Raw genomic sequence first — 16,409 nt, forward strand, 5'->3', positions numbered from 1 at the left:
CACGCAGCCCCATGCCCAGCCGCCGTTCCGCCGCGATGGTCCGCATGCCCGTGCTGCTGGCGGCATGCTGGGTGGCCTGCGGCCCGGCGCTCGCCCAGCAACCGCCCGGGCCGCGCCCGGCGGCGCCGTCCGCCATCCTGCCTCCCGACCGCCTGGCCGAGAAGGAGATGGAGCGCTCGACGCGGCGCCTCGAACTGGAGGCGGCCGAGCGGCTGCTCCAGTCGTCCACGGACGTGAAGGCCAAGCTCGAGGCGGAGGTCAACGGACTGCGTGCGGACCGGGCGAGGCTCAATGCCGCCCTCGTCGACACGACGGCCCGGCTGCGCGCCACCGAGGGGCGCATCACCGCCATCGAGCAGCGCCTGGTGACGCTGTCCCAGACGGAGGAGGCGATCCGGCGGTCCCTGTCGGCGCGGCGCAACGTCATCGTGGAGGTGCTGGCCGCGCTGCAGCGGTTGGGCCGCAGCCCTCCGCCCGCCGTGCTCGTACGCCCCGAGGACATGCTGGAGGCGGTGCGCGCGTCGATGCTGCTCGGCGCCGTGCTGCCGGAACTGCGGCAGGAGACGGAAGCGCTCGCCGGCGACCTGTCCGAACTCGTGCGCCTGCGCTCCACGGCCGTCACCGAGCGCGAGCAACTGGCCCGGGACGTCACGTCGCTCGCCGAGGACCGCCAGCGCGTCGCGGCGCTCGTCGAGGCACGCCAGCAGGAGGTGGCCTCCGCCGAGAAGAAGGCGCGGGAGGAGGGCGAGCGAATCGCCGCGATGGTTCAGTCGGCCCAAACTCTCAAGGATTTGATCGGGCGGCTGGAAGGGGAGATCGAGGCCTCCGGCAAGGCCACCGACGAGGCGCGGCGCGCCGCCGAGCGGGCCGAGGCCGATGCCCGCAACGCCAACGACGCGCAGGCCAAGGAGACGCGCGACAAGATCGCGGCGCTCGCCTTCCGCGATCCCGCACGGCTGGCGCCGAAGGTTTCCTTCGCCGAGACGCGCGGACTGCTGCCTTTGCCCGTCGTGGGCTCGCTTTTGAAGGGATTCAACGCGTCCGACGCCGCCGGCGGAACGCTGAAGGGGGCCGCCTACGGAACCCGCCAGGGCGCCATGGTTTCGGCGCCATGTGATGGTTGGGTGGCTTATGCCGGGCCGTTCCGCAGCTATGGCCAACTCTTGATCATCAATGCGGGCGGCGGGTACTATGTCCTTCTTGCTGGCATGGAACGGATCAACGTCGCGCTCGGGCAATTCGTGCTGACCGGAGAACCGGTCGCCGTGATGGGCGAGGCGTCGCAGGCGACGGCGGCATCGGTGGGTAGCGACACGACCCAACCCGTGCTCTATGTTGAGTTTCGAAAAGACGGTGTGTCGATCGACCCGTCGCCCTGGTGGGCGGCCTCGACGAACGAGAAAGTTCGCGGATGATGCGCAAGCTCTCACTCCTCCTGCTCGGCGCCATGCTCGGCGCCGGTACCGTGACCCTGGCGACGCAGAGCCGGCTCTTGTCGACGACGAGTGCCGTGGCCGCGGCCTCCGACACCTACCGACAGCTCAACCTGTTCGGCGACGTGTTCGAGAAGATTCGCTCGGACTACGTGGAGAAGCCGGACGAGGGCAAGCTGATCGAGTCGGCCATCAACGGCATGCTCTCGGGTCTCGACCCGCATTCGAGCTATCTCGATTCCAAGAGCTTCCGCGACATGCAGGTGCAGACGCGCGGCGAGTTCGGCGGCCTCGGCATCGAGGTCACGATGGAAGAGGGCCTGATCAAGGTCGTGACTCCCATCGACGACACCCCGGCGTCCCGCGCCGGCGTCATGGCCGGTGACGTGATCACCCACATCGACGACGAGCCCGTGCAGGGCCTGACGCTCAACCAGGCCGTCGAGAAGATGCGCGGCGCCGTGAACTCCTCGGTGCGCCTCAAGATCGCCCGCAAGGGAGCTTCCGACGGCCTCGAGCTGAAGCTGACCCGCGACGTGATCCGGATCCGCTCGGTGCGCTCGCGCAACGAGACCGACGTCGGATACATCCGCATCACCCAGTTCAACGAGCAGACCTTCGAAGGGCTCAAGAACTCGATCGACAGCCTCACCAAGGACATCGGCGGCGACAAGCTGAAGGGCTTCGTCATCGACCTGCGCAACAACCCGGGCGGCCTCCTCGACCAGGCCATCGCGGTGTCCGACGCCTTCCTCGAGCGCGGCGAGATCGTTTCGACCCGCGGCCGCAACGCCGACGAGACCCAGCGCTACAACGCCCGCGCCGGCGACCTGACCAAGGGCAAGCCGGTGGTCGTGCTGATCAACGGCGGTTCCGCCTCGGCGTCGGAAATCGTGGCCGGCGCCCTTCAGGACCACAAGCGCGCGACGATCATCGGCTCGCGGTCCTTCGGCAAGGGCTCGGTCCAGACGATCATTCCGCTGGGCTCGAACGGCGCCATCCGCCTCACCACGGCGCGCTACTACACGCCGTCGGGCCGCTCCATCCAGGCCAAGGGCATCGATCCCGAGATCCAGGTGCTCAACGAGGTCCCGGCCGAGCTGAAGGGCAAGGATGAGACCAAGGGCGAGGCCGCGCTCAAGGGACACCTGAAGAACGGCGAGGACGAGCAGGGTGGTTCTTCCGCCTACGTTCCGCCGGATCCCAAGAACGACAAGCAGCTCAACTACGCGCTGGACCTGCTGCGCGGCGTCAAGGTGAACGACGCCAGCAGCGCGGCCAAGCAGCCGGACAAGACCAAGCAGAACTGACCCGCGACCGTCGGGACGATCGAGCGGCGGGGCAGGGCCCCGCCGTTTCGATTCCAGCCGTCCCGCGTGCCGGTTCCGCGCGCGCGCCCATCCGCACAGTCCCCAGTTGCTCCGGGACCGCGACCTTGGCATGGATTTGCGCTATGATTCGCCGCAGTCGTTCGTGCGTTGCGTGAGGGGGCCATGACCGGTCCCGGTCCGGCCCGGCTCAGGTTCCGGTAGACCGATTTCGCCAAGAGGAACGCTTGACCATCAGCCACGACGAGTTGACCCGGCCACTGGGGCTGGAGCCCGCCACCAGGCGGCGCCGGCTTCCCGTGCTGCCGTGGAGCCAGATCGTGGTGGCGGGGTCGGGTCTCGTCTGCCTGGCGCTGGCCGGCTGGCTGGCGGTGGCCCGCGATCCCGACGGCGGCGAGCCCGTCGTGGTGAGCCGCATCGAGCGCTCGAAGCCGCAGGCGCAGCCGGTCGCTCCCCCGGCCGCGCAACCCGACACCGGTGTCCGCACCGTGACGGGCGAGGACCAGAGCACGCCGGAGCGCGCGACCGCCGCCGAGCTCGAGAGCGCCAGCGGCGTCAAGGTCGTGCGGGGCAGCGGCGAGGCGCCGCCCTCGATCGTCATTCGCGTTCCCGGCAATCCCGACAAGCTCGCGCCCGCACCCGACAAGCGCCTCATCGAGCGGGGCCGCCAGGGCATGCTGCCGAAGATCGGGCCCGACGGGGCCCGTCCGCTCGAGGTCTATGCGCGTCCGGTCGTGCCGCCGGCGGGCAAGGTGGTGGGACGCATCGCGATCGTCATGGGTGGGATGGGGCTCAGCCAGTCCCTCACGAGCGATGCGGTGGCCAAGCTTCCCGGTCCCGTCACGCTGGCTTTCGCCCCCTATGGCACCGACATCGAGCGTCAGGTCGGCCGCGCCCGCGAGGACGGCCACGAGGTGCTGCTCCAGGTGCCGATGGAGCCGTTCGACTATCCCGACAACGACCCCGGGCCGCACACGCTCACGGCGACGGCCACGTCGGGGGAGACGCTCGACCGGCTGCAGTGGGTCATGAGCCGCTTTCCCGGCTACGTGGGCATCGTCAACTACATGGGCGGCAAGTTCACCGCGCGCGAGGCGTCGGTCGGACCCGTGCTGCGCGAGATCGCCGGCCGCGGCCTGATGGTGCTGGACGACGGCAGTTCGGCGCGCTCGCTCGTGCCCACGCTCGCGCAGAGCCTGAAGATGCCGGCGGCCAAGGCCGACGTGACCGTCGACACCGTGCCGAAGGCCGCCACGATCGACGACCAGCTCGCGCGTCTCGAGACCATCGCCCGGGACAAGGGCACGGCCGTCGGGGTCGCGAGCGGGCTGCCGGTGTCCATCGAGCGCATCGCGGCCTGGGCCAAGGGGCTGGAGAGCCGCGGCTTCCAGCTCGTGCCGGTGAGTGCCATCGTGGCGCGCGGCGACCGGGGCTGATAGACCGGGGGGACGATCTCCTCCCGCCCGGACTGCGCCATGGCCTTCGAAGACCTTCCCTATCGCCGTTGCGTCGGCGTGATGCTCCTCAACCGCGACGGCCTCGTGTTCGTGGGTCAACGCAAGGCGGCCGCCGGGCCCGAGCACGTCGATGCGAGCCACAGCTGGCAGATGCCGCAGGGCGGCATCGACGAGGGCGAGGATCCCTACGCGGCGGCCCTGCGCGAGCTCGCGGAGGAGACCAACGTCACCAGCACCTCACTCCTGGCGCAGTCGCCCGGCTGGTTCGCCTACGACCTGCCGCCGGACGTGGCGGGCAAGGCCTGGAAGGGCCGCTACCGCGGGCAGACGCAAAAGTGGTTTGCGCTTCGGTTCGAAGGGGACGACGCGGAAATCGACATCCACGCGCCCGCCGGTGGGCACAAGCCGGAATTCCGGGCCTGGCGCTGGGAACGGATGGACCGGCTCGCCTCGCTGATCATCCCGTTCAAGCGGCCGGTCTACGAGCAGGTCGTGGCGGCCTTCGCCCATTTGGCCGGGCGCTGATCGGGCCGGGTCGCCTTTGCGTGTCCGGGCGTCTTGATGCGTCCCGCGAAAGGCCGGATGTGACCTTCGGCGGCACGCGCTAGCGCCGGGGCCTGCCCTGCGTCATCGGAACGGGGATCTCGACGCCGATCAGCGGCTGCTGCGGTGCCGATCGGCTCGGCAGGTCGGCGCAGTCGTTCCAGGCCTGGGCGGTGATCGGCTCGCCGCGCTTCACGGTCGGGCCGACGACCACGAAGGAGCCCGTGTCGGGGCATCGGGCCGCATCGGGCGCCGGCGCGGGCGGGAGCTGGATCTGCAGCCGCATCTGCGGATCCGACGAGGGTTGCTGGAGCACCTGCCCCACGGCGGGAGCAGCCAGGAGAGCCGCGCCCGTGGCAAGCGCGGTGGCCATGGCACGGCCGTGAGATTTCGGGCTCATGGCGCGAGCCTCGCACGGGCCGGTTAACAGGCCGCCAAGCCGTGGTGGGGCGTCAGTCCACCTTGGCGGGCTTCTTGATCGCGGCCAGCGCCTTGAACTCCGGCGACTTCTTGTAGTGCTGGTCCAGCGGATAGCAGCCCGAGACGATGCCGTTGCGCGGCGCCGTGGTGCAGTCGCTGAAGGTGCGGCACAGGCGCTTGCGCTGGCTCGGGCGGCCGGCGAGCGTGTCGGCGGCCAGTTCGGGATAGGACAGCATCATGCGGCCGAGGCCCACGCTGTCGGTCCAGCCCTCGCGCACGACGGCCTGGGCGACATGGCCGAAGAAGTCCTGCAGGTAGGTGTAGCCGCTGCCGACGAAGACCATGTCGGGGAACAGCCTCTTGAGATCGCGCACGACCTCCAGGTGCCGCATGACGCCGGCGAGCGGCTCCTCGGGAGGGGCGTAGCCGTCGGACGGGGGATAGATGGCCGGGCGGATGAGATGCGGCGTATAATAGGGGCTGCCCAGCGTGACGTTGACGAAAACAATTCCCAGCTCGCGCATGATCGTCATCATCGCCGCGGGTTCGGCCAGGTCGACGCGGGTCGGATCCTGGGGATCGGCGCCGAAGGCGTAGGGGTAGGGCAGGGCCACGGTCTCGGGGATGCCCGGGCCGAGAGCGCCGGGGGTCGATTGCTCCGGGTCGGGCTTGAACGGCACGAAATCGGCGGCGCTCAGGCGGACGCCGATCTCCAGGCCGGGGGCCTCGGCGCGGATGCCGGCCGTGATCTCCCGCAGGAAGCGCGTGCGGTTCTCCAGGCTGCCGCCGAAGGGGCCGGGCCGGTCGACGGCCGTCAGCAGCTCGTGGGCGAGATAGCCGTGGCAATGCTTCAGGTCGACGAAGTCGTAGCCACAGGCCAGGGCCTGCTTCGAGGCGCGCACGAAATCGTCGATCAGGCGCTTCAGGTCGTCGTCGCTCATCACCGCGTCGTCGGAGGTGATCCCGAACTTCCGGTCCAGCACGGGGTGCCGGTAGGCAATCATCGGCTTGAAGCGCTTGTGGTCGTCCGGCTTGCAGAAGCGGCCGGAATGGGTGAGCTGCAGGCCGACGACGAGCCCGTCGTCGTTGCCGAAGGCCTCCCGGTGGGCCTTCACCAGCGTGTCGCGGAGTCCCGCGATGTCGCCCTGGGTCGCGTCCGTCAGCATGAGCTGGTTGGGATTCGCCCGTCCGTCGGCCCGCACGGCCACGGCTTCGCCGCCCCAGATGAGTTTTGCCCCGCTGAGGCCGAAATGCCGCCAGCGCCGGATGGTATTGGCCGAGGGGCGACCGTCGGTCTGGCCGTCCCAGCCTTCCATGGGATTGACGGCGAGGCGATTGCCGATGCGCATCCGCCCAACGGACAGGGGCTGTGCCAGGGGTGAGGAGGGACCTGCCTCGATGACGTCGTCGAACGGCATCGCAAGGCCCTGGGCCTGCAGATAAGCCTTGAAGCCCTCGCCGGTCGCGAGCGACGCGACCTTGGGATAGTCACCGAACTTCATGCGTTTCTTCCCCTGCGGACCCGATCGGCGGTCGCGCTAATTCACCAAACGGTTACACGCGCAGCGGACGGTGTCAACGCGCCAGGGAACCTTTGGCGTGGCAGCGCGTTGACCGGACCATGGGCTCAGCTCGCATTGGCCGCGGCTCGTCCGACCCGAATGGTTGGTTCGAGCGGCTCGTCGCACCCCGGTCACTGCTCCGCGCCTGTGTCGAGGCCGGGGCAGGCATTGCCGTGGCGACCGGTTTGCGCTGGCAGCTGGGCGCCTACGCCGCGCTCGTCGTGCCCTTCGCCTTGTATTTCCCCGTCGTCACCTGGGCCGCCTTCACGGGGGGAACGCTGCCCGCGCTCGCCACCACGGCGGCCGCGACGGGGCTTGCCGTATGGCTGTTCATGCCGCCCGGCCAGCCGCCGGCGGACATGGCCCTCAACGCCGCGCTGTTCGTGGCCTCCTGCGGCGTCCTGTCGGTGCTGGCCGTGGGTCTCAGGCGCTCGCGTGCGGACCTGCGCGAGCTGGAGGACCTGTACGGCGTCGTCCAGCACGTCGCGCTGGACGGCATCGTCATCTACGAGGCGATCAGGGACGGCGCAGGAAAGGTCGTCGACCTGCGCAGGATCGCCATGAACGCGGCGGCCGAGCGCGTGCTGGGCCCCGCGCGGCAGCTCGTCGGCCAGAGCTACCTGGACAGCTCTCCCACGGTGAGCCGGGAGGCCCTGTTCACCCGCTACGTCACCGTGCTCGAGACCGGCATTCCGGCGGCCGACGAGTTCATGCTCGAGGCCGGCCGCCGCTGGTTCTACAACTTCGCCACGCGCGCCGGCGGCGACCGCATCGCCGTCACGTTTCGCGACATCACCGACACCCGGGCGACCATCGAGAAGCAAAAGTTTCTCATGCGCGAGCTCAATCACCGCGTGAAGAACGTGCTGACGTCGGCGCTGTCCCTGGCGCGTCAGACCGCCACGTCCGGGACGGCCGCACAGTACCGGGACGCCCTGACGGCACGGATCACGGCGATGGCGCGGGCTCACGACCTGCTGATGACGGAATCGTGGGAAGGCGCCCTGCTGTCGGACGTGGTGACGCAGACGCTCGCGCCCTACGACCGCGTCTTCGTCGAAGGACCGAGCGTGGCCATCGCGGCCGACCTCGCGCTCGCCCTGAACATGGCGCTGCACGAACTGGCCACCAATGCGGTCAAGTATGGCGCGCTCTCGACCGCCGACGGCCATGTCTCGATCCGCTGGCGCCTGGCCGATCCCGCGGCGCGGCGCGTCCACCTGGCCTGGGTGGAGGAGGGTGGGCCAACGGTGTCGCAGCCGACCCATTCCGGCTTCGGATCGCGGCTGCTCGGCCGCGGCTTTGCCACGGCGAACCGCTCGATCGATATCGCGTGGCACGCGACGGGTCTCGTCTGCGAGATGACGTTCCTGGCGTCGGACGACGAGGGCGATGGCGACCAGGCCCATCCGCCCGGCACCTTCTGAACGGTAAGTACCCGCGGGACTGCCGAGGAGGAGAGATTGTTTGGTGCCCCTGGCCGGGATCGAACCAGCACTCCTTGCGGAACTCGATTTTGAGTCGAGCGCGTCTACCAGTTCCGCCACAGGGGCATGCCCCGAGGGCAGCGGGCGGATCATAGCCGCCGGGACTCGCAGGTCAACGTGGCAGGCGGGGAAATCGTCGGCGTCAAGGCAAAAGGCCCGCAAAGCAAAAGGCCCGGCGTGAGCCGGGCCTTTGCAATCAGGGGCAAGAGGTGGCGGTTCAGGCCGCCTCTTCCTCGACTTCGTCGATGTCGGAGGCCGATTCCGCATCGGCGTCGGCGTCGGCCGGCTTCGCCCGCTTCGGGGACTTGGCGAGCTGCGCCTCGATGAGCTTCAGGGCCTCGCCCTCGTGCAGCTTGTTCACGGCCGCGACCTCGCGCGCCATGCGGTCGAGGGCCGCCTCGTAGAGCTGACGCTCGGAATAGGACTGCTCGGGCTGGGCGTCGGAGCGATGCAGATCGCGCACGACTTCAGCGATGGCGATCAGGTCGCCGGAATTGATCTTCGCCTCGTATTCCTGGGCGCGGCGCGACCACATGGTGCGCTTGACGCGGGCGCGGCCGGTGATGGTTTCGAGCGCCTTGGTGACGAGCGCGTTCTCGGCGAGCTTGCGCATGCCCACGGCCGCGGCCTTCGCGGTCGGGACGCGCAGCGTCATCTTGTCCTTCTCGAACGAGATCACGAACAGCTCGAGCTTGAAGCCAGCGACCTCCTGCTCCTCGATCGCCGTGATCTGCCCCACGCCGTGGGCCGGATAAACGACATACTCGCCGGTCCGATAACCCTGGCGGTGGGAATTCTTCTTGGCGTTCGTCATGATCCAGTTCTTCTCCCGTGCCGGCGCGCAGGCCGGCTCATCACGCAAGGCCGGGTCCTCCCCGGCACGACAACACCACGGCCCGGACCGATCGATACAGTCCACGCCGCGGAGATTCACCGAGCCGAATGACGAAACCGCAAGCCTGCTATCCCAATGACCGGGCGACCCCGTCGCCGTTTCGGGTACTCCCGCCACGGCATCAGGCCGCAGCCAAGGGGAGAGGTGGGATGGTTCAGGATCTGCCGGGCGCGATCGACCACAACAGAGATACTACCTCAAAACGGGCACTAAATCAAAGGCTTTCGTCCGCGCGGGCCATCTGACCCGCACGGCAACCCTTACGTTAACTCCAGCTTGACACAGCCGGAGGCCGGATCGTTCAGTCGCCCTCACCCGGGTTCGGGGAGAAATACTTCTCGAGCTTGCCCTCTTCACCGTCGTGCTCCTTGGCGTCGCCGGGGGCGTCACGCTTGACGGTGATGTTGGGCCAGCCCTTGGCGTACTCGGCATTGAGCTTCAGCCACTTGTCGAGACCCGGCTCGGTGTCGGGCTTGATCGCCTCGGCCGGGCATTCGGGTTCGCAGACGCCGCAATCGATGCATTCGTCGGGGTGGATGACGAGCATGTTCTCGCCCTCGTAGAAGCAGTCCACCGGACACACTTCAACGCAGTCCATGTACTTGCACTTGATGCAGTTCTCGACGACGACATACGTCATGTGGTGCTTCCGGCCCCCAGCGGCCGGTCCTTCTCAAGGACAGGGTCGACAGCCTCCGTAGCGGAGATGCGCCGCGCTGGCAAGGCAACGCCGCCGCGCATCAGGTCCGCTCGTTTCCCGATCCCAAGTCCTCGTAGAGCTGCTGCGCGTCCGGGAAGGAGCCCCTGCGCTCGGCGGCCCCCAGGATGCGGACGACCTTGGTCGCATGCGGCAAGGCCATGGTCAGAACGTCCCCCGGGCCGACCAGGCGGCTCGTGTTCGTGACGCGCTGCCCGTTCACGCGGACCCGCCCGCCCTCAACCAGGTCGGTGGCCATCGACCGGGTGCGGGCGAACCGGGCATAGACCAGCCACTTGTCGAGCCGCTGGCGCTCCGCGGGATCCGGTGCATCCTCGTCCCGCGGTTCGCGCTGGCGGGCCACCAGGCGTCAGTCCTTGCCCTGCTTGGCTTCCAGCTCCGCCTTCAGCGCCAACAGCTTGGCGAAGGGCGAATTCGGGTCGGGTGCCCGGTCGCGCGACGGGCGCTCGCTGCTCCACGACCGATCCTGCCGGTCTCCACGGTCGCGATCGGGACGCGGACCTCCCGGCCTGCCACCCTGCGGGCGCGGACCGCGCCCCCCGTCGGGACGGTCGTCGCGGCGCGGCGGGCGCTGGTCGCGGCGCTCTCCGCGGTCTTGGCGGCCCTCGCCCTGCGGACGTGCCGGCCTGTCCTGGCGTCCCTGGCCGCCGGAGCGGTCCTGTCCACCGGGACGGTCCTGGCGATCGGGCCGCGGAGCCCGCTCGGCGGTCGCCTCGGTCGAGGCACCCTGCGCCGCTGCCGGACGCTCGCCACCGGCGGGACGATCCTGACGCGGTCCACGGTCGCGGCGCTGGCCGTCGCGCGGCCCACGCTCGCGGCCCTCGGCAGGACCGGTTCCCTCGCCACGGCGGGGCTGCGGACGCCGGTTGTTCTGGTGCCGCCCACCCTGGTGGCGGTGCTGCCGCCACACCTCGATCAGCGGCACTTCGGCCGGGGCTTCTTCCGCGGGGGCATCCGTGGCCGGGGCCTCGGCAGACGCCTCGGTCGCGGCCGGCTGCTCCGTCACGCTCTCCTGAGCTGCGCTGTCCTGCGCCACGCTTTCAGGGGCTGCGACGTCTTGCGCCACCACGTCTTGGGCCACGACGTCTTGGGCCGGCGCTTCGGCCGCCGGGGTCGCGTCGGCGGCAGGCGTTTCCGTGGCCGCCTCGGCCGGCGGCGTGCCGTCCTCGGTTGCCATGGCGCCCTCGGACGCGGCCTCGGGCTGCGCCTCGCCGGCGGCCGGGGTCTCGGCCGCGGCAGGTGCGGCGGGGGCGGTCGGGGCCGCCTTCAGCAGCGGAACGGTGATCGCGGGGCCGGCACGCCGGTCCATCACGTAGCCCAGCGAGCGCAGGATGGACGCGAAATCCTCGCCGGCGCAGCCGCAGAGCGAGGTCATCGACGTCGTCACCACGAAGCCCTCGCCGTCGGCTGTTCCGGGCGGCGGTTCGCCCGGCGTGGCGCCGGGGCGGTAGTGGATCGCGGGCCGGATCAGGTCGGCCAGGCGCTCCAGGATGTCGACGCGCACGGCGCGCTCGCCGCAGACGCGGAAGCCCGCCGCGCGGTAGAGGCCCTTGTGGACCTCCTTGTCCACCGGGATCGAGGTCCGGCCGGACGCGGCGAGATGCAGGATGTCGCTGAGGCCATGCACCTCGGGGCCGCCGTGCTTCAGGGCCCAGAGCTGCGCGGCCAGCGACCGCGGTGCCGGCTTGAGGAGGGCTGGCACGGTGAGGTGGTAGGCGCCGAAGCGCACGCCGAGATTGCGCAGCGCGGCGCGGGCCTCCTGGTCGAGCCCCTTCACCTCGTCGGCGACGCGGGAGCGTTCCAGCACGCCCAGCGCCTCGGCGATCTGGAAGCCGAGCCCCCGGGCGATGCCGGACAGCGATGCCGGATCCTCGAGCTTGAGCAGGCCGCCCAGCAGACGCTCGACATGCGCCTTGATCCAGGCGTCGAGCCGGCCCTGGACCTGCTCGCGTGCGCCGCCGGTCAGCTGCTCGTCGGCCAGCAGCCGAAGCCGTGGTTCGAGAAGCTTGTCGCCGGCCACGAGCCGGGCCACCGCCTCGCCCTGCCAGCGCAGCGCGCCGTCGTTGGACAGCACGAAGGCATCGTCCCCGGCGCCGGCGAGCCGCGCCGCGCGCGTCTCGATCTCGCCTGCGAGAGCCTTCATTGCGGCATTGCGCAGGGCCTTGGCATCCGGACCGCCGGCCTGCGGATCGGGCGCGAACTGGAAGCCCTGCAGGCGGCCGATGGGATGACCTTCGACAAGCACATCGCCCGCCGCCGTGATTTCCGCCTCGAGCATCGCGTTTTCTCTCAGTCGACGCAGCAGCACGCTGGTGCGCCGATCCACGAACCGTTGCGTCAGGCGCTCGTGCAGAGCATCCGACAGCCTGTCCTCTACCTGACGGGTGACGCCCTGCCAATGCTCAGGATCGCGGAGCCAGTCGGGCCGGTTGGCCACGAAGGTCCAGGTGCGAACCTGGGCTATGCGGTTTGAGAGGGTGTCGATGTCTCCGTCCGTCCTGTCGATCTCGGCGACCTGGCGGGCGAACCAGTCGTTTGCGACCCGTCCCTGGCGCATCAGCTGCCGGAACAGGGTGGCCACGAGGTCGGCATGGGCCTGGGGCGCCACGCGGCGATAGTCGGGCACCTGGCAGACTTCCCACAGTCTTTCCACCGTCGCCGGGGTCGAGGCGAATCCGGCCAGCTCGGGATCGCGTGCCGCGATCTCCAGGGCGACGAGATCCTCGCCGGCAATCGCCCGCGTCAGCCCGGGCTCGGTCGGCAGCTGTTCCAGGGAGGTGACGAGACGGGCCACCGATCCGAAGTCGAGGTCGACGTTGCGCCACTGCAGCACGTTCATCGCATCGAAGTTGTGATCCTCGAGGCGCTCCACCAGTTCCGGCTCGAACGGCTCGCAACGTCCCGTCGTCCCGAACGTCCCGTCGCGCAGGTGGCGGCCGGCGCGGCCGGCGATCTGGCCGAACTCGCCGGGCGTGAGCCGGCGGTGCATGGCGCCGTCGAACTTGCGATCCGCGGCGAAGGCGACGTGATCGAGGTCCAGGTTCAGGCCCATGCCGATGGCGTCGGTCGCAATCAGGAAGTCCACGTCGCCAGACTGGTACAGGGCGACCTGGGCGTTGCGGGTGCGGGGCGAGAGCGCGCCCAGCACCACGGCGGCCCCGCCGCGCTGGCGGCGGATCACCTCGGCGATGGCGTAGACCTCGTCGGCGGAGAAGGCGACGATGGCCGAGCGCCGCGGCAGGCGCGTGATCTTCTTCTCGCCCGCGAAGCTCAGCGTGGAGAGGCGGGGGCGCGAGACGATCGCCACGCCGGGCAGCAGCTGCTCGATGAGCGGGCGCATGGTGGCGGCGCCGATCAGCAGGGTCTCGGCCCGGCCGCGCATGTTGAGCAGCCGGTCCGTGAAGACGTGGCCCCGGTCCCTGTCGGCCGCGAGCTGGATCTCGTCGATGGCGACGAACGGCACCTGGATGTCGCGCGGCATCGCCTCGACGGTCGCCACCCAGAACTTCGCATCCGGCGGCTTGATCTTCTCCTCGCCGGTGACGAGCGCCACGGCGGACGGACCCACGCGATCGACGACCCGCTGGTAGACCTCGCGGGCCAGGAGCCGGAGGGGCAGCCCGATCATCCCGGAGCCGTGCCCGATCATCCGCTCGATGGCGAGGTGTGTCTTGCCGGTGTTGGTCGGACCCAGGACTGCCGTGACGCCGCGGGATCTGATCGAGGAAGGAAGCGAGCGAGGAAACATCGACACCTGACGTCCGGCCGTGCGCCGCCCCCGGGGGACGGCTGTCACGCACCCCTGTGTACCACGTCGGCACGCCGGGGCGGCACCCCGTTTACGGACAGAACGGTGTGGGAACGAATCGCGCCCGAATCGCTGACTCGGGCAGAGTCTTCGTTCGTTCTCCACAAGATCTGGGCCTGCGGCTCGTCGGTGCCACCAGAGTCTTGGGGGTGCTTTTGCATAGGGGGACGATTCGCGGTGATTCGTCGTTTACCGCCGATGACTCGTAACGACTCACGAGGCGCGCGTGAAAACTGTAACCGTCAGCGATACAACTCTGCCAAGACTCGGCCCGTCTTAAGCTTTGCCGCAGGCGGGCGTGCGGAAGTGGCACAGTGGGCGGCCGATCATTGACGGGTGGTAAACACGAGCGCGCAATTCGCAGTGGTGCCGTTCATGAATGGTGCGGGGCGGGAACAGGCCGTGCACGAATCACTGTCGGCGGCGCCGGGGCCTTGGCCCGCCTCGGGCCGTCGCCGGCGCGAGCGGTTCGGCGGGGGCGCCGGAGTGGTTCGCGCGTTCACACTCTCGTCCCGGCACGACGCATTCCGCGCGACGGCGGCGGGACGGATCTTGCCGAAACGTGAAGGACGTCCGCCCCGGGATCGCTTCGGGCGTTCACGTCTGGCGCCAAAGGTGAACAGGACCGGCACGAATCGGGAGATCGGCGATTCGCGGGTCCGGGGCATGTCCCAAAACGCAAAAGGCCCGGGGCGCAGCGCGCCCCGGGCCTTCGTTGGGTCCCGTCGTGAGAAGGTCGGGTCCGCCGCCTCAGATGTGAATGGCGCGCTTGTCGACCGCCAGAGCGGCTTCCTTGACGGCTTCGCTCATCGTGGGATGGGCGTGGCAGGTGCGGGCCAGGTCCTCCGACGAGCCGCCGAACTCCATGAGCACGGCGGCCTCGTGGATCATCTCGCCCGCGCCCGCGGCGACGATGTGGACGCCGAGGACGCGATCGGTGTTGGCGTCGGCCAGCACCTTCACGAACCCGTCCGAGTGGCGCATGGCGCGCGCCCGGCCATTGGCCGTGAAGGGGAACTTGCCGACGGTGTAGGCGATGCCGGCCGCCTTGAGCTCTTCCTCGGTCTTACCGACGGTGGCGATCTCCGGCATCGTGTAGACCACGCCCGGGATCACGTCGTAGTTCACGTGGCCCGCCTTGCCGGCCAGGATCTCGGCGACCGCGATGCCCTCGTCCTCGGCCTTGTGGGCCAGCATCGGGCCGCGCACCACGTCGCCAATGGCGAAGATGCCGGGCACGTTGGTCTGGAAGTGGTTGTCGATGACGACGCGTCCGCGCTCCATCGTGACGCCCACCGTGTCGAGCCCGAGGCCCTCGGTGTAGGGACGACGGCCGATGGCGACGAGCACCACGTCGGCGTCGAGCGTCTTGGCTTCGCCGCCGGCCGCCGGCTCCACGGTGACCTTTGCGCCGCCCTTGCCGGTCTTCACGCCCGTGACCTTGGAGCCCAAGTGGAAGGCGAAGCCCTGCTTCTGCAGCATGCGCTGGAACTGCTTGGCGACCTCGTCGTCCATGCCGGGCAGGATGCGGTCGAGATACTCGACCACGGTGACCTCCGCGCCCAGGCGCCGCCACACGGAGCCGAGCTCGAGGCCGATCACGCCGGCGCCCACCACGACGAGCTTGCCCGGGACCTTCTCGAGCGCGATCGCGCCGGTGGACGAGACCACCACCTTCTCGTCGATCGTGACGCCCGGCAGCGGGGCGACGTCCGAACCGGTGGCGATGACGATCGCCTTCGTCTCCAGCGTCTGCGTCGTGCCGTCCTCGGCCGTGACCTTCACCTGGCCGGGGGCCACGATGGTGCCCGTGCCCAGGAAGGCCTCGACCTTGTTCTTCTTGAGGAGGAAGCCGACGCCGTTCACGTTCGCGGCGACGGTGTCGTCCTTGTGCTTCATCATGCCCTTGATGTCGAGCTTGGGCGCGGGCACCGAGATGCCCAGCGCCTCGAAGCCGTGTCCGGCTTCGTCGAACATCTCGGAGGCGTGCAGCAGGGCCTTGGAGGGAATGCAGCCGACGTTCAGGCAGGTGCCGCCGTGCGTCTTGCGCTTCTCGACGACGGCCGTCTTGAGGCCGAGCTGGGCCGCGCGGATGGCGCAGACATAGCCACCCGGTCCGGTGCCGATGACGATGAGGTCGTAGGACATGGTCTCGCTCTCCGGGGCCCGTCACGGCCGGGCTTGGCCCGGCCATCCACGGCTGTGGCGCTGCGGGCGAAAGGCGGGGATGCCCGGGCGTGGCCCGGGCACGACGCTAGGGGGACTCAGAGATCCAGGACGAGGCGCGCCGGATCTTCCAGCGCTTCCTTGACCCGGACGAGGAAGGTCACGGCTTCCTTGCCGTCGACGATGCGGTGGTCGTAGCTGAGCGCCAGATACATCATCGGGCGGATCTCGATCTTGCCGCCCACGACCATCGGCCGGTCCTGGATCTTGTGCATGCCCAGGATGCCCGACTGCGGGGCGTTCAGGATCGGCGTGGACATCAGCGAGCCGTAGATGCCGCCGTTGGTGATCGTGAAGGTGCCGCCCTGCAGCTCCTCGATCTTGAGCTGGCCGTCGCGGGCGCGCTTGCCGAACTCGGCGATCTTCTTCTCGACGCCGGCGATCGACAGCTGGTCCGCGTCGCGCACCACGGGGACCACGAGGCCCTTGTCCGTGCCGACGGCGATGCCGACGTGGTAATAGTTCTTGTAGACGAGATCGGTGCCGTCGATCTCGGCGTTGACGGCCGGGATCTCCTTCAGCGCCTGCACGC

Annotated in this window: 13 protein-coding genes and 1 tRNA gene; 5 read left to right on the forward strand and 9 right to left on the reverse strand. The window is 69.6% G+C overall.

What is annotated here, in order from left to right:
• Nucleotides 1-11 precede the first annotated feature (11 nt).
• The 4 genes from Q0Q47_RS26130 to Q0Q47_RS26145 all read left to right on the forward strand — a co-directional run bounded on the left by Q0Q47_RS26130 (nucleotide 12) and on the right by Q0Q47_RS26145 (nucleotide 4,743).
• Entirely contained in the window at nucleotides 12-1,415 is a 1,404-nt protein-coding gene (locus Q0Q47_RS26130) for a peptidoglycan DD-metalloendopeptidase family protein (RefSeq protein WP_293867223.1), read from the forward strand.
• Complete coding sequence (locus Q0Q47_RS26135) at nucleotides 1,415-2,743, forward strand: S41 family peptidase (protein WP_293867248.1); 1,329 nt, start codon at nucleotides 1,415-1,417, stop codon at nucleotides 2,741-2,743. The genes Q0Q47_RS26130 and Q0Q47_RS26135 overlap by 1 nt, the downstream gene beginning before the upstream one ends.
• A 245-nt stretch (nucleotides 2,744-2,988) precedes the next feature.
• Nucleotides 2,989-4,197: a divergent polysaccharide deacetylase family protein gene (locus Q0Q47_RS26140; protein ID WP_293867226.1), complete on the forward strand. Its 1,209-nt coding sequence runs from the start codon at nucleotides 2,989-2,991 to the stop codon at nucleotides 4,195-4,197.
• A 39-nt stretch (nucleotides 4,198-4,236) separates the two neighbouring features.
• Entirely contained in the window at nucleotides 4,237-4,743 is a 507-nt protein-coding gene (locus Q0Q47_RS26145) for an RNA pyrophosphohydrolase (RefSeq protein WP_293867228.1), read from the forward strand.
• Between the two features lie 79 nt (nucleotides 4,744-4,822).
• Here Q0Q47_RS26145 and Q0Q47_RS26150 read toward each other — a convergent pair whose 3' ends face one another.
• Nucleotides 4,823-5,161 carry a hypothetical protein gene (locus Q0Q47_RS26150; protein WP_293867230.1) on the reverse strand — a complete coding sequence of 113 codons (339 nt, stop codon included), beginning with the start codon at nucleotides 5,159-5,161 and terminating at the stop codon, nucleotides 4,823-4,825.
• A gap of 52 nt (nucleotides 5,162-5,213) precedes the next feature.
• Nucleotides 5,214-6,683 (reverse strand): hypothetical protein, encoded by a 1,470-nt coding sequence (locus Q0Q47_RS26155; protein ID WP_293867232.1) that lies wholly within the window; start codon nucleotides 6,681-6,683, stop codon nucleotides 5,214-5,216.
• Between the two features lie 233 nt (nucleotides 6,684-6,916).
• On the opposite strand from Q0Q47_RS26155, the gene Q0Q47_RS26160 reads away from it, so the two are divergent.
• The gene (locus Q0Q47_RS26160; RefSeq protein ID WP_293867234.1) at nucleotides 6,917-8,170 is read left to right on the forward strand and encodes a PAS domain-containing sensor histidine kinase; all 1,254 of its coding nucleotides are present in this window, start codon (nucleotides 6,917-6,919) and stop codon (nucleotides 8,168-8,170) included.
• 41 nt (nucleotides 8,171-8,211) lie between these two features.
• Here the strand turns inward: Q0Q47_RS26160 and Q0Q47_RS26165 are convergent.
• The 7 genes from Q0Q47_RS26165 to Q0Q47_RS26195 all read right to left on the reverse strand — a co-directional run.
• Nucleotides 8,212-8,296: transfer RNA gene (locus Q0Q47_RS26165), tRNA-Leu, on the reverse strand.
• A 151-nt stretch (nucleotides 8,297-8,447) separates the two neighbouring features.
• Nucleotides 8,448-9,044 (reverse strand): CarD family transcriptional regulator, encoded by a 597-nt coding sequence (locus Q0Q47_RS26170; protein WP_293867250.1) that lies wholly within the window; start codon nucleotides 9,042-9,044, stop codon nucleotides 8,448-8,450.
• A 382-nt stretch (nucleotides 9,045-9,426) separates the two neighbouring features.
• Complete coding sequence (fdxA, locus tag Q0Q47_RS26175) at nucleotides 9,427-9,765, reverse strand: ferredoxin FdxA (protein ID WP_293867236.1); 339 nt, start codon at nucleotides 9,763-9,765, stop codon at nucleotides 9,427-9,429.
• A gap of 100 nt (nucleotides 9,766-9,865) precedes the next feature.
• A complete protein-coding gene (locus tag Q0Q47_RS26180) occupies nucleotides 9,866-10,186 on the reverse strand; it encodes an RNA-binding S4 domain-containing protein (RefSeq protein ID WP_293867238.1) in 321 nt (106 codons plus the stop codon).
• Nucleotides 10,187-10,192: 6 nt separating this feature from the next.
• A complete protein-coding gene (locus Q0Q47_RS26185; protein WP_293867252.1) occupies nucleotides 10,193-13,591 on the reverse strand; it encodes a helicase-related protein in 3,399 nt (1,132 codons plus the stop codon).
• An 810-nt stretch (nucleotides 13,592-14,401) separates the two neighbouring features.
• Entirely contained in the window at nucleotides 14,402-15,799 is a 1,398-nt protein-coding gene (gene lpdA, locus Q0Q47_RS26190) for a dihydrolipoyl dehydrogenase (RefSeq protein ID WP_293867240.1), read from the reverse strand.
• Between the two features lie 116 nt (nucleotides 15,800-15,915).
• Nucleotides 15,916-16,409 (reverse strand): 2-oxo acid dehydrogenase subunit E2 (locus Q0Q47_RS26195; protein ID WP_293867242.1); only part of this gene is annotated, 494 nt, incomplete at its 5' end.

This window comes from uncultured Alsobacter sp., from assembly GCF_945952055.1.
GTDB lineage: Bacteria > Pseudomonadota > Alphaproteobacteria > Rhizobiales > Beijerinckiaceae > Alsobacter.

Excerpts from the sequence above, each read along its gene's own strand:
- Q0Q47_RS26185 (WP_293867252.1), bottom strand. The coding sequence starts at position 13,591 with ATGTTTCCTCGCTCGCTTCCTTCCTCGATCAGATCCCGCGGCGTCACG.
- Q0Q47_RS26155 (WP_293867232.1), bottom strand. The coding sequence starts at position 6,683 with ATGAAGTTCGGTGACTATCCCAAGGTCGCGTCGCTCGCGACCGGCGAG.
- Q0Q47_RS26145 (WP_293867228.1), top strand. The coding sequence starts at position 4,237 with ATGGCCTTCGAAGACCTTCCCTATCGCCGTTGCGTCGGCGTGATGCTC.
- Q0Q47_RS26150 (WP_293867230.1), bottom strand. The coding sequence starts at position 5,161 with ATGAGCCCGAAATCTCACGGCCGTGCCATGGCCACCGCGCTTGCCACG.
- Q0Q47_RS26170 (WP_293867250.1), bottom strand. The coding sequence starts at position 9,044 with ATGACGAACGCCAAGAAGAATTCCCACCGCCAGGGTTATCGGACCGGC.
- Q0Q47_RS26130 (WP_293867223.1), top strand. The coding sequence starts at position 12 with ATGCCCAGCCGCCGTTCCGCCGCGATGGTCCGCATGCCCGTGCTGCTG.
- lpdA (WP_293867240.1), bottom strand. The coding sequence starts at position 15,799 with ATGTCCTACGACCTCATCGTCATCGGCACCGGACCGGGTGGCTATGTC.
- fdxA (WP_293867236.1), bottom strand. The coding sequence starts at position 9,765 with ATGACGTATGTCGTCGTCGAGAACTGCATCAAGTGCAAGTACATGGAC.
- Q0Q47_RS26135 (WP_293867248.1), top strand. The coding sequence starts at position 1,415 with ATGCGCAAGCTCTCACTCCTCCTGCTCGGCGCCATGCTCGGCGCCGGT.